General features: G+C 62.7%; 8 protein-coding genes. 4 read left to right on the plus strand and 4 right to left on the minus strand.

Features of this window, described 5'->3' with window-relative positions; genetic code table 11:
• Window positions 1-467 precede the first annotated feature (467 nt).
• Window positions 468-1,850 (minus strand): right-handed parallel beta-helix repeat-containing protein, encoded by a 1,383-nt coding sequence (locus ACFV4R_RS18895; RefSeq protein ID WP_377203972.1) that lies wholly within the window; start codon window positions 1,848-1,850, stop codon window positions 468-470.
• A gap of 1,367 nt (window positions 1,851-3,217) precedes the next feature.
• On the opposite strand from ACFV4R_RS18895, the gene ACFV4R_RS18900 reads away from it, so the two are divergent.
• A complete protein-coding gene (locus ACFV4R_RS18900) occupies window positions 3,218-3,340 on the plus strand; it encodes a transposase (RefSeq protein ID WP_377227125.1) in 123 nt (40 codons plus the stop codon).
• Window positions 3,341-3,814: 474 nt separating this feature from the next.
• Here the strand turns inward: ACFV4R_RS18900 and ACFV4R_RS18905 are convergent, their stop codons facing one another.
• The 3 genes from ACFV4R_RS18905 to ACFV4R_RS18915 form a co-directional block, all read right to left on the minus strand.
• Window positions 3,815-4,327: a hypothetical protein gene (locus tag ACFV4R_RS18905; RefSeq protein WP_377203970.1), complete on the minus strand. Its 513-nt coding sequence runs from the start codon at window positions 4,325-4,327 to the stop codon at window positions 3,815-3,817.
• A gap of 347 nt (window positions 4,328-4,674) precedes the next feature.
• Window positions 4,675-5,628 carry a helix-turn-helix domain-containing protein gene (locus ACFV4R_RS18910; protein ID WP_377227126.1) on the minus strand — a complete coding sequence of 318 codons (954 nt, stop codon included), beginning with the start codon at window positions 5,626-5,628 and terminating at the stop codon, window positions 4,675-4,677.
• 426 nt (window positions 5,629-6,054) lie between these two features.
• On the minus strand, window positions 6,055-7,002 hold the full coding sequence (locus ACFV4R_RS18915) for a hypothetical protein (protein ID WP_377203969.1): 948 nt from the start codon (window positions 7,000-7,002) through the stop codon (window positions 6,055-6,057).
• Between the two features lie 613 nt (window positions 7,003-7,615).
• On the opposite strand from ACFV4R_RS18915, the gene ACFV4R_RS18920 reads away from it, so the two are divergent.
• The 3 genes from ACFV4R_RS18920 to ACFV4R_RS18930 are packed head-to-tail and all read left to right on the plus strand — an operon-like array spanning window position 7,616 to window position 13,330.
• A complete protein-coding gene (locus tag ACFV4R_RS18920) occupies window positions 7,616-9,643 on the plus strand; it encodes a hypothetical protein (RefSeq protein WP_377203968.1) in 2,028 nt (675 codons plus the stop codon).
• On the plus strand, window positions 9,633-11,330 hold the full coding sequence (locus tag ACFV4R_RS18925) for a glycosyltransferase family 39 protein (RefSeq protein ID WP_377203967.1): 1,698 nt from the start codon (window positions 9,633-9,635) through the stop codon (window positions 11,328-11,330). The genes ACFV4R_RS18920 and ACFV4R_RS18925 overlap by 11 nt, the downstream gene beginning before the upstream one ends.
• Window positions 11,330-13,330, plus strand: a complete 2,001-nt coding sequence (locus tag ACFV4R_RS18930) for a glycosyltransferase (protein WP_377203966.1) — start codon at window positions 11,330-11,332, stop codon at window positions 13,328-13,330. Before ACFV4R_RS18925 ends, ACFV4R_RS18930 begins: the two co-directional genes overlap by 1 nt.
• The last annotated feature ends 113 nt before the right edge of the window (window positions 13,331-13,443 follow it).

Consider the following 13,443-nt stretch of genomic DNA (forward strand, 5'->3'; position numbering starts at 1 on the left):
TCCTGGTTGAATGCTAGACACACTCATCCCAGCAGGGCCACGGGCCCTCTGTTTATCTACGACACGAAATCAATTCCCCACGAACCTTGAAGAGCCGACAACCCGGTGGCTGATCAGTTTCGACGACGATCTGGCGGCGCCCATCGGCCAGCACACTGGCGGAGATGACGCGGTAGTCGGGCAGGTTGAAGATGCTGGTGGCAGCGTCGGACGCCACAACGATAGGCTCAGTCAAGGCTCGTGGTCCTGTTCCTGGTTGAATGCTAGACACACTCATCCCAGCAGGGCCACGGGCCCTCTGTTTATCTACGACACGAAATCAATTCCCCACGAACCTTGAAGAGCCCCTAAAGCCTGCTGCCAAGTAGATTAGAGTCGGAGCCTGCAATCTATCGATTGAGAATCAGACGCGGTGGGGATGCCCACCCCGCGCTGCAGACGTTGTTCCACGCTGGGTTTTTGGAGACCTAAATGACCTGAAAACTGCTTTCGAGCTCGAGTCCTGTGAACTGGCTCCACTCAAGGTGTCGTTCAACTGTGTACTTCTGGATTTGATGTTGAACAGGGATGCCCGCTTTTAGTCGGATGGTGTTTCGATTCATAACTAGATCCTTTGGAGGCGTGTACAAGAAGTAGCAGTAGTTCATGAACGCGTCGTCAAAAGTATTGCCCGAGATCTGAATGTCGCAGTTGAGTTGTGTGGTGTAAAAGAGAATATGGGTACCTTGGCCGTTTTTTGCTGGCCGAAAGAGCATGCCCCACGAGTAGCCGGAGCGTGTGCATGTGTTGTTTTGAAACAAGCAGTTGATGTGGCCAGAACCTGATCCGGATATGATCCCTTCGCTCCAAACTTCGAAAGCCTGTGTACATCGGTCAATTCTGTTTCCCGAGACTGTGCAGTTTCGCCAGCCGAGGAGTGTTGAGGACTGCTTGCCTTGCATTGTAACTGCAACGTCGTAAACATCACTTATTTGGTTATTGGTTACCGTGACATCCCAGCTTCCGATCCAGAGTTCAACGCCGTTGCCGTAACGGGTCTGATAGGAGCCAGGAAGCGCGGATCCGCCAATCTCACGAATAATTGTATCTTCCAGCCTGATGTTGCCGCACCCGTTGCTCACCCAGAAGCCGTGACCTCCAGTCCCCACGAGTTCAAGTCCTCTCACGGTCATCGAGCTGGCTGCATTTATAATGTTGCCCGCTACAGCGGCCCTGAAATCTGCGACGGTAGCCGGATTAGACACGGAATAGACATAAAGAAAACGCTCATCACTGAAAAAGTCCCAGCGGTACTGCATGAGACTCAAAGTCCATCTCTTGCAACCATATATAGTTCCTCCGACGCGGATGAATCCAACATTTGTGCTGTTGGACTCGATGTTACCGGTGAAGGCACCAGATCCGGACGTCAGATCAATCTTCCAAATGTTTGTTGCGTGTTTTACCCAAGAAGATGGATTGTTGCAAATTTTGTATCTCGATATTTTCGGCTTTGGACCAGATCCGTAGGATGAAAATGTCAGATGCGGGTCAGTGCCACTAGAGGGGACAACCCAGGTGATGTCGCCGAACCACTCGTCACCAGCGCGAAAAAGTATGCGGTCGCCGCGGTTGATTCGCCGCGCTCCGACAGCCCTCTTTACTCTAGCGAGGGTCGCCCACGCTGTCTCAGGTGATTCCCCGTAGGCATCGTCGTTGCCCGCGTTACTCACATAGAAAGTCTTCGCCTCAGCTGCACTAGAAGCTGGTGAGATTCCTAATCCGACGCTGTAGGAGGCCAATCCGGCGGCGGCAGTTGTTAGAAGGTGCCGTCGTGGAAATTGCTTGATCGTCTTCGGTGCAGTATCCATCGCTACTCCTACATCATTATTTGGTACCGGATTGCCCAGCACAGTCCTAGTGGGTCCCTTTAGATGTATATGCGGTTAGACATCTAGTCTGTCCACCTTTGGCAGGATTTGTCGAGGGGTATCGGTTGTCCGGTTACTGCGTTCATTCATTGGATACGGCCTTTGTCATGATCGCGTCGTGGGCTGGCTTCGCTGCCATTGCCAGGGGTAGTGGGTCGAGGTGCAGCAAATCTCGGCCTCTTTCCATGTATTCCGCGCCCCGCTACTGGGACGTAGTTGGAAGGGCTCCGGGCTGTATGAAGAGAATCTCGCTCGGGCCGGATTGGTGGCGCTCTCTTCTTGGTTTGTGGAATTGAGTTTTATGTCCTTGAAGACAAGGGGCCCGAGGCCCCTCTGGGACAAGAGGGTCTAGCAGCCAACCTGGAACAGGACCACGAGCCGTGAGCCTACCGCGGTCTTGGTCGATGCTGCCACCATCCTTTCAACCTTCCGGACCACCGCGTCAATTGCAGTATCATCACTGCCGGCCGCTGGCGGGTCATTGTCTAAACAGACCGCCCACCGGGGTGCCCGAGCACTGGTGTCATTGACTTCCGCCGGAAGTTACACCGCGTCCAGCGGCTCCGCGATATCCCTGTCGCTGGCACGATGGAAGTGCTCTGGTCCAAGTTCCGCTGGTACCGCGAAGAGCCAGCGTGTGACCGGCTCCTATTCTTTGAATCCACGCTCCAAGTCCCGGGCCGCGCCCGCTCGACGAGTCGACTGCGGGACCATCTCGTGGACGCGGTCATCCGCTCCGTCCGCGCGGTGTCGGAAACAGCGGCCGGCTTCGCCGTATCGTGCTGGATGGTTCGGCGCGGTGACAGAGGCGTGCCTGTTGCAGTTGCCGGACGTGGACAAGCTCAGCTCTCGGATGCTCGGCATGGATGAACCCGATTCCGATCCGTGTGCTATGTCCAGGACCCGTCAACGAAAGCGTGGTCCGGGTTCGAACCGTGTATGACAACCATCTGTGCCCCGGACACCGGACAGGTCCTTGGTGTCGTCGACGGGCAGGACGGCAAGGAGGTCGGGACTGGCGTTCGCCCGGGTTCTGGAGTCGCGCCCGGCGGTGCAGGTCGTCGCGATCGATCCGTCGGCGGCGTTCCGCAAGGCGTTGGGGAATGTGGCTTCCGCGGACCGCTGTCGCGGTTGATCATTTCCACTTGGTCTGGCTGGTCAACAGGGCCATAACCAAGACCCGGAAGCACCGCTCCCGACAGGTCAAGGGGCGCCGCGGGCAAGAATGTACTCAAGTAACTGGTGCAGTCGCAGGGCGGGAAACCCGCAGGTTCTACCGCACCGCCCGCAGACGGTGGAAAGACGAGATGCTGATAATTACCATTGCCACAAAAGGGAAAGTCGAAGGCAACAACACCGCGATCAAAAACATCAAGCGAACGGCCTGCGGTTACCGCAACGCAGCACCTACAAATCGACTACTCTCTTGAGATGTGCCGTCCGGACAGCGCCATGACGCTCAAGCCAGGGATCCGTTTCCCCACGAACCGCGAAGAGCCGGATTGGTTAGCTCTAGCGGAGCTAACGCTGCTCGGGGCGAAAACGCCGTCTCGTTTGGCAACAATGAGGCGGCCTTAAGCGTCAGGCTGGGAGCAGGCAGGAAGCTAGAGATCGACAGGAAGGGCGGGCCGCGGATCTTTTAGGCGCTGGTCTTCAATGATCGTGCTGATGAACTTGCAGTCTTCGGCGCCGCCCTTGGACCTATTTCTGGGCCGTGACGGTGGTTGGCCCGTGAGCAGTGAGGCCACTGCGCCTTGCTAGAGATTCGATTCCACTTTAGGAAGCCGTTCGAGGCGCCATTGCTAAGTTGGCCTGGCACCCTGCAAGCATTACGGCCTCAGGCCGACATAGCCAGGGATGCCATGCCGACCTGAGGAGCTATTGGAGTTAGTTGTTGAAATAGGTTAGCCGGCGCTGCAGAGAACAAGCGTGGAAGACACGTTGGCTGCAGTTTTTGCGCCAGTACCCTGGTAGTCAGCCGGCAAGGTTGCTGCCGCGTTGAGAGTAAAGGCAACGCTTATCGAAAGAGTGGTTCGGAAGGCGATTGTTGCACCTGCGGGAAGGGCAGAGGTAAGAGTCACCAGACGCGAATTACCTGCTAGTACTGCGACATTTGCGGTTCCACCCGAGACACTGAACACGCCGATGTTCGCGACGCCGGAACCAATTATCGTGACTGTGGTCCCGACCGGCAGCGCGGCCGTGGGTCCCGCGGTAAGTGTGAAGCCTGGACCGAGAACGCCCAGCGTCCCACAGCTTCCGCGCAGGGCGAATGCGCCTGCTTCGATTACAGAGGCTGCGGCGGCGGGAGAGGCCACAGCAGCCGCGATAACAGGAACCGACCAAGCCGCCCCGACGACAACTCGACGCCGGTTGATTGTGTTGACTGACTTGCTGGTGATTTCAGATTCTGACATTTCTGCCCCTTGTTTTGACTGGACAGGCGCCCCCAATGGATGCCCACACCTATCCCACCTTTTGCTTCACCAGGAATTCCGCCGGTTGTGAATACGCGTCGCGAATCGTGCAGTAAGACGTCGTTAATCCATACATTGGCGTGTCATGTCATGTTCATTGGGCCTGCGCAAGGTCAGATGCGCGAAGGTCGGTTTGAGACAAACTAAATCTGTTCGACCCCATGTGCCGGCGGTGTATCGGTCGACAGATACAGCGGTGAGCTACGTTGCTAGGCAGACTGTGCCACGAACCGGCCGGGCCCAAGACACTGAGCGACCAACTTCGCCCCTCGCGCAGCCTTTGTCGCCTAGCGACGAGCGCCGTCGTCATCGTCTACGGACGGTATGCCTAGCCTGCGGATGTCTCGAGGAGAGCCAAACCCTGCTTTTCGGAGGGTTCTGCGTAAGTGCCCAAGAGAAGCAAATCCAGCATGCGTGGAGACCTGGTCCAAGTCGAGCATCATGTAAGAGTCGTCTGTTAGTAGCCGCAGGGCTAGGTCAATACGGGCTTGTCGAATGGTGTCGGCAATCGTCTCGCCCTTTTTGCTGAACTCCCTCTGCAAATGACGAAGAGAGACGTTGAATTTTTCCGCTAGGAGAGAGGGAGTAAGGCCAACATCCCCCGCTGAAGCTGCCACGTAGGCCATGGCCTTTGAGTAAAGCGACAGTCTGTGATGCCCGGGGAACGCTCCCAAACTGTCCAGGGCTAAGCCGCCCAGCATTTCGTGAACTAGCTTCTCCAAAAAGTACGCTGCAACGGTTGAAGTAGGGCCGGCTTCGCGGCATACTGCTTGCAGAAATTGAGCCACAGGGCTCAGGAGAGAGCTGTGGGTGCTAAGAGCCCAGAGAGCAGACGCGGCGTCGATGCCAAAGTCCTCAAGCACTTGCCGAGGAAAAGACACAAGGGTGATGTGTCCGTCAGCAGCCCAGGCTACGCGCAAGTCTGGACACCCGAACGCGAACCAGCATGCAGCCGGTTGGCTGTACACATTCCCCTCTAGCCCACAGTCAATTTGGACAGCCGTCTCACCCACGAATATGCAGACCGCATGGTCCGATGATATCTTCGGGAATTTGAACCAAGTTTCTCCGGGCGAGGCGCCAACTTGAACTAGCGTTGTTGTTCCCAATTCGACGGTGTCTAATTGCACCGTCTGCCGCAGCCCCGCTAGAAGGGCAATTGGGAACCCCTTCTCAGGTGTGGCGCACGCTTCCTGCCTATGAAGGCCCACAAGCCGTAGGTTGAGTCGTCTGGCCCCCATAATATGCCCCCCAGCAGTTTAGGAGGTGGCACTCTTGCAGCCAGCCCTCCCCGGTCTGATCATATTATGCAGAATAATTCTCTTTTGAAAGACCGTGCGTCTGCGGGATACGAGTTGTGACGATACTCTGTTAGTCATATAGAACGCTGTTGCCCACCGAATGCGGTCGACAGGTCTATCCGCGGAGCGCATTCTCCTAGAGGCCTCTTACGTCTACTTGAAGCGGTCTGGACCACAGAGGGGGAATTTGCCGCGTTCAGGTGCCGGCTGACGATTCCGGACGTACTTGCCGAGGAGGCTCGGGAGTAGCCTTCGATTCTTGGAGTATCTCGAGCTCTGCCACTCTGCGGCGAAGCTGTTCGATCTCCGCATTTGCCTGGGCAAGCGCCTGTCCGGCTAAGTTGTGGAGATAAACGATTCCCTCCATTACTTCGCCGCCCACCCGTAGGATCCGGTGCCATTTTCTTTGACGTATAGGGTCGTTCGAGCCCCTCCGTCAGTCCGAAGAAACAGAGATCCCGTCGATGCTGAGCGACGGCCTTCGGGCGATCCTGCGCCCCAGAAGATTTTTCGACTGGAGTCGATCCGGCTCATTAGGTTGTCGGCTAGAACCGATGCGGCGCTAATGCCGCCTGAGACTACTAGATTGGCCGCTTCGATGCCGCTATCAGTTCCCAATCTTCCGCTCTTGTTGTAGAGCTTGTGGCCTCCGATATAGGCAGCGCTGTTTTGTCCAACTGTGAAGCTGCCACCTACCATCACGTCGCCACCGAGATGTGTCCGGCCTCCTTCTACAAACAAGGAGTAGGCAGTACCGGGAAGGGACCCTAAAGCGCCATCGCGCACAGCATCCACCCATACCCCGAATACATTTCGAGCAGTCCCTGCTGATGCCCCGTCTTTTCTTTTCGGGGCACCGACCTTGAGTGACGTCATATTTCCGACTTCTCCTCCAGCAAATGGGCCAATGAATGCTGCTTCGACCATCAATCCGAATGCCGTCCCGGTAAAAGCTGCACCACCGATCGAGGCCTCAACGAGTGCGCCCGTTAAATAAGTCAATCCTTTTCCGTCGGTCGCTCCAGTTCCGGTTTTAGTATATAAATTGGCTCCCCAAACCCAGCCTGAGTTGGTCGACTTGATGCCAGTGAAGTCTCCGACCACATCAGTTCGCAGTAGATGCGCCACGTAGTCACCAGTCCCCGGTGCTGCGGCGTCGGCTTGTACTTGAGTGCGGAACGGTATGCGTGCGTTGGTATTCCCTAAACCAACATTGAGGCTTACGACTTCCGCTACGGATTTGCTGACGTAGGTTGAAGACAGGTCTGGCACCTGACTCATGGGTATCTTGGACGCCGTGTCGAGGGTTGCCACGCCTGACGGTGTACCCTTTTCAACTACAGGGATGTATGCGCCTGATAACACCGTAGATGACGGCGTTGCATTGGCGGTGGTCGCACATATTGCCGACATTGCAGTACCCCCCGTCAAGGCTCCCACAACTGTACCCAGGCGCAGGAGGCCTCGACGTTTAACGGTTTGCTGGGATGCTTTTCCAAGGGCTTGGTCGATTCTAGGCGAAGCTTTTTTTCTGTTCATCACTATCCTTTCGGGATGAAATCGTGGAATAAAGAAAACCCCTCGTGAGCGATCTTGACCACCGAGGGCTATACCCGTCTTTGGGGTCACTTCTACTTGGTTTGAAGCCCCGTAGTACTTGCAGATTGCAATTTTTCAGATGCCAAGCCGAGCCCGATGGCCGGCACTGACAGCGTTAGTTGCTACTTCCCTGTATCCGAACCAACTTCTCCCGTGGCCAAACCAGAATGGGGTTGCAGCGTTCGCTCTGCAGGTGCCTTGGTCTGAACAGCGTCCAGTGGGGTTGGCCACTTGCGACATCGGATTGACCAGCCCCAACGCCACTTCTTGACCAACTCTTGAGCGTTGGCACCGTCTTGCCTTGAACTGGCCCGCAGAAGCTTGGGGAATGCTTTCACGTTTCAAGGCAGGGGGCACCGTGCTCACCTGCGCGTCCCTGCTTGCCACCGGTTTCCTTCTCGCAGCACCCGCCGCGAATGCCGCCACCCCCGCAGCGGCCCCGGCCGGCGTCCCCGCCACGCACACCGACGGCACGGCGGCGCCGGCGTCCACCGCCTCCTTGTCGGCCCTTCCCGGCCAGACGGGGCAGCAGCTTGCCCTGCACGTGGCCGACGGCCTCACCCCCGCCCGTGTCACCGGCACCATCGCCGTGGCCGGGCAGGCCGTCCAGGGCACCGTCCGCGTCACCGCCAAGGGCCGCCCCCTCCTCGAAGCCCCCGCCGGCGCTGCCCTCACCCTGGACGCGCCAGTCACAGCAGCGGACCTCACGGACCACGAACTGGTCCTGAACCTGGACTACCTCCCCGCCGTCCAGAACGTCTGCACCGCAGCCCAGTCCGCCGCCACCCTCAGCAAGGTGGCCCTCGCCACCAGCGGCACCGAAGCCGCACCCGCCACCGTGGCCGAATTCCTGGCCCCCTCGGTGCCCGCCGTCCTCATCCCGGTGCCGGCCAATCCGCCGTCGGACGTCTCCGCGGCCATCCTGGCCGCCTCCGCCGCCATGGCCCACCGCTACCCGGACGCCGCCCTCAGCATCGTCCCCGAAACGGACGCCGCCGCCCGGGCAGCCGCCCTGCCCGCCGGCTCCCGGATCATCAGCATCGCCGCCGCCAAGCCGGAAGACCAGGACGCCGTCAGCACCGCCCTCACCACCCAGGCCGGCCGCCCCGCCCTGGCCCTCACCGGCCACGGCGAACAACTCCGCAGCGCCGCCCAGGCACTGGCCAACACCAAATCCGCGCTGGCAGATTCCACCACCGTCACCGGCATGACCTCCACCGTCCCCGCCGCCGCCGGACCCGAACAGACCCTCGCGGACCTCGGCGCCAACACCATCAAATTGGCCGGCTACGGCACCCAGGAAACCTACCTGGGCGCCAACCAGTCCCAGTTCGGCGGCCCCGTCTCCGCCGTCACCCTCCACCTCAGCGGCACCCACACCGCCGTGCCCGCCGGGGGACAGGCAGCCCTCTCCGTCTACTGGAACGACTACCTGATCAGCTCCCACACCCTGGACGGCGACAGCTTCGACCTCACCGCCGCCGTCCCCGCCGGGCAGATCCAGTCCCGCAACGGCCTCCGCCTCCGCCTCACCGCCCTCCCCGCCGGCGGAGACTGCTCAGGCCCCGCCGGCCTCCTGCCCATGGAACTCACCGTGGACACCACCGGCAGCAAATTCACGGCCGAACGCGGCCACTCCCTCAAGCCAGGCTTCGCCCGCTTCCCGCAGGTGCTGGGCAGCACCCTGCCCATAGCGTTCGACGACGGCGCCACCGCGCAGGAGAACACCATCAGCGCCGCCGCGCTCGCCTTCGCCCTGCAGCGCGACTCCGCAGGGCTCCTGGACGTCCGCCTCACCGATGCCGCCGGCCTCCTGGACTCCAGCGACTCCGGCCTCCTGGTGGGCGCCACCGCAGAAACCGCCGAGAAGGTGGCGGCGCCGCTGCGCCTGGCCGGCTTCCGCACCGTGGCCGCCCGCGACATCGAATTCGGCGTTGGCACCACCGCCCCCTACGGCGTCCTGGAAGGGTTCGAACAGAACGGCCGCAACCTCCTGCTCCTGGGCGGCTGGGCCCCCGACAACGCCCCCGGCACCACCACCGCCGGCACCCTGCAGGGCAGCCTGGCAGCCCACGTCCAGCAGCAGCCAGGCGGCTGGAGCGCCCTGTCCCGGAACCTGCTGGTCACCCAGACCACCGGCGACCCCGTCCTGCTCGAAAGCAACGCCATCACACCCCAGGCCGAAGTCACGGACGGGTTCCGGCCCCTGGCCCTCTGGATCGCCGCGGCCGCCGCCGTGCTGCTGCTCGCCTTCGCTGCCCGCGTCCTCCTGCGCCGCCGGCACACACGGCACGCCGGCGCCTACGCCGAAGCCCGGGAACAGGCCGCCGCCGCGGACACCGCCAGTGGCCAGTAGCCTCCAGGCCCCGCCGGCCAGCGCGCCCGCGCCCGCTCCGAGGGGCGTGGGGGAGCGGGACCCGTGGCTGGCGCGCACCTGGGCGTCCCTCGGCGCCCGGGTGGCCGGCCGCCACGTGCCCGGCACCGCCGTGATCGCCGGGGCTGCGGCAGTGGTGGGTTTCCTCGCCTGCCTCTACACCACCAGCTCCGGCAGCAACCTGGACTACTCGGACGCGCAAAGCCACCTCACCATCGCCCGGCGCGTGTTCGACAGCAAAGCCCCCGGCTTCGAACAGCTGGGCACCGTGTGGCTGCCCATGCCGCACCTGCTCCTGATGCCGTTCATCATCAACCTCTGGATGTTCAGCACCGGCTGGGGCGCCTGCATCCTGGGCACCCTGGCCCTGGCCGCCACAGCCTCCGGCCTCTACCGGATCGCCGCCCGCCTGGGCTACGGCCGGGCCGGGCGGCTCGCCGCCGTGCTGGTGGTCCTGGCCAACCCGGCCATCCTCTACACCTACACCACCGCCCTCACCGAACCGGTGCTGCTCATGTGCCTGGTGGCGGGCATGGCCGGGCTGGCGCACTGGGCCACCAGCCGCCGCCGGATGAGCGCCGGCGAGCTCGCCGTGTTCGCCGGGATCCCGTCCGGCGCCGCGGTGCTCTCCCGCTACGAGGGCTGGGCGCTGGTGCTCACCGGTACCCTGTTCGTCCTCATCACCGAGCTGCGCCGCTCCGGGCAGGTCCGGGAAGCCCTCACAATGGCGTCGGGCTACGCCATGGTTCCCGCCGCCGCCGTGCTCTGGTGGCTTTCCTACAACTGGGCCATCTACGGCAACCCGCTGGAATTCATGTTCGGCCAGTACTCCGCCTACGCGCAGCAGAAAAACATCACCGACGGCGGCCTGCTCCCCACCAAGGGCAACCTGGGCCTGACCCTCTGGACCTTCCACTGGTCCCTGTTCGAAACCCTGGGCGTGGTGGTGCTCGCCGCAGCCGCGTGCGGTGCGGTGGTGGTGGTGTTCCGCCGCGGCATAGCCACCAGCACCCTCCTGATCGCCGTCACCGGCAGCGCCTACGCCTTCGCCCTGGTGAGCCTGTACCTGGGGCAGACCGCCATCAACAACGATCACTCCCTCCCCAGCACCTGGTGGAACAACCGCTTCGCCCTCACCGCACTGCCCCTGGCCGCGGTGCTGGCGGCGGCATTCGTGCACGAGGCGACGCGCCGCCGTCGTACGCGCTCCCTGGTGGCCGCCGCACTCCTGCTGGCCGTTGCCCTGCAGAACGCGTGGTGGCTGCAGGACCCCGCCGGCCGGCTGGCCATCCTGGCCGAGGGGCGCATGTCCCACGAGTCCAACACCGATTCGTTCGCCGCCGCCCGCTGGCTGAAGGACCATTACCGCGGCGGCGGGATCCTCATGGACGAAAGCGCCCGCGGAAACGCGGTACTTCCCACCATGGGTATCCCGCTGGGCAACATCTACAACCGTGCCTCCGGCGACCACTTCGCCCCGGCGCTCGACGAACCCGCCCGGTACGCCGAATGGGTGTTCGTGAACGTGGAGGCGGGCGCCGGGCCGCAGGACTCCGGCTTCACGGACCTGGTCTATGAGGCCATCAGCGCCGACCCCACCTTCAACTCCCGCTACGCGGTGGCGTTCACCAGCCCCACCCACCGGATCTACGAAAGGACCGTGGACTGATGTCCGAGGCAGTACCGGTTCTTGACCCGCCCGACGCCGGGCCCGTCCCCGGGCCGCTGGATGTTGGCCCGGGGCGGCAGTCGCTCGCGCTGGGCCAGACACTGCTCCAGGCCGGCCTGATCACCGCCGACCAGCTGGACCGTGCCCTGCTGCGCGCCGCCACCGAGGGCGGGCTGCTGGGCCGGCACATCATCCTCGAAACCGGGCTGAACCGCCGGCACGTCTACCAGGTACTTGCCGAGCAGTGGGACGCGCCGCTGGTGGACCTGGTGTCCCACCCGTCGGACGATGCGCTGCTGGAGCGGCTGCGGTTCAGTGAGGTATCCGAGCCCGGCTGGCTGCCGTGGCGTTTGGAGGACGGCGTGCTCACGGTGGCCACCGCGGTGAAACCCAGCGCGGCGATCCGTGCTGCCGCCATGCGGGCCACCGGCGCCACGGACGTGGTGTTCCGGACCACCACGGACTGGGACATCAACCACTCCATCCAGCGGGCTTTCCGCAACCACCTGCTCTACGAATCCGCCGAACGGCTGGCCGAAGAGCTGCCCGACGGCTCGGCCCGGACCGCCCTGACCCGGTGGCAGGCCCTGCTGCCCGCTGTGCTGCTCAGTGCCCTGCTGGCCGGGCTGGCACTGAACGCTTTGCTGACCACCATCGTGCTGCTTACCGCCGTGAACGTGGTGTTCCTGGTGAGCATCGGGTTCAAGACCGTGGCCAGCCTGCGGCAGCCGTTCGACGCGCTGCATGACCGGTCCGCGGCGAAGGCCCGTGCCCGGGAGTTCCGCCGGCGCGGCCTGCCTGCGGAGGAGGCGGAGCGGATCCCGGACGCGGACCTGCCCGTGTACACCATCCTCATCCCGGTATTCCGCGAGGCCAACATCATCGACAAGCTCCTCACCAACCTGGGCCAGCTGGACTACCCCCGGTCCAAGCTGGACGTCCTGGTGCTGCTGGAGGAGGACGACACCGAGACCATCGAAGCCGCCAAGCGTTCCCGCCCGCCCGAGTACGTGCGGATCCTGGTGGTGCCGCGCGGCGAACCGCAGACCAAACCGCGGGCCTGCAACTACGGGCTCACGTTCGCGCGGGGCGAGTACGTGGTGATTTACGACGCCGAGGACCGGCCCGATCCCGGCCAGCTCCGCGCCGCCATCGACGCCTTCCGGCAGGACGCGTTCGAGCGGCAGTACCTGGACCCGGACCGCCGGCCCTTGATCTGCGTGCAGGCCGCCCTGAACTACTTCAACGCGGACCAGAACGTCCTCACCCGGCTGTTCACCATCGAATACACCCACTGGTTCGATTCCATGCTCCCGGGCCTGGACCGCTCCGGCATCCCGCTGCCGCTGGGCGGCACGTCCAACCACTTCGATACCCGGCTGCTGCGGCTGGTGGGCGCCTGGGACCCGTGGAACGTCACCGAGGATGCGGACCTGGGGCTGCGCGCCGCCGTCGAAGGTTACCGCGTGGGCGTCATCAACTCCACCACGTGGGAGGAGGCCTGCTCGCAGGTGCCCGCGTGGATCAAGCAGCGTACCCGCTGGATCAAGGGTTACATGGTCACCGCGGCCGTGAACACCCGCAACACCCTTCGGTACATCCAGCGCACGGGGGTGGCCGGCGCCGTAGGGTTCCTGGGCCTGATCCTGGGCACCCCGCTGGCGTTCCTGGCCTACCCGCTGGTGCTGGGCTTCACCATCGTCACGTATGTGGGGTACAACTTCGTGGGCCTGGTCCTGCCGGAGTGGCTGCTGGTGGGCGGGGTGGTGTCCATGCTGTTCGGCAACGCAATGATGATCGTGGTGTCCGGGTTGGCCACCTGGCGGCGGCACGGGTGGCGGATCGCCATCTTCGCGCTGCTGAACCCGGCGTACTGGGTGCTGCACTCGGTGGCCGCGTGGCGCGCTGCCTGGCAGATGCTTACCAGTCCGCACAAGTGGGAGAAGACCCCGCACGGGCTGGACGAGGAGTATCACGACGACGGGCGGTGGTCCGCGTGAACGGGCAGGCTCCCGGATTTGATGGTCCTGTCCTCGACCCGCGTTGCATTGCCAACTTGGGAGAGGAATTGGAAAGCCACGCCGGAGCGATGGCATTCCTGGGCACTTATCTT

The sequence above is a fragment of the Pseudarthrobacter sp. NPDC059871 genome (assembly GCF_042731175.1).
Classification (GTDB): Bacteria; Actinomycetota; Actinomycetes; order Actinomycetales; family Micrococcaceae; genus Arthrobacter.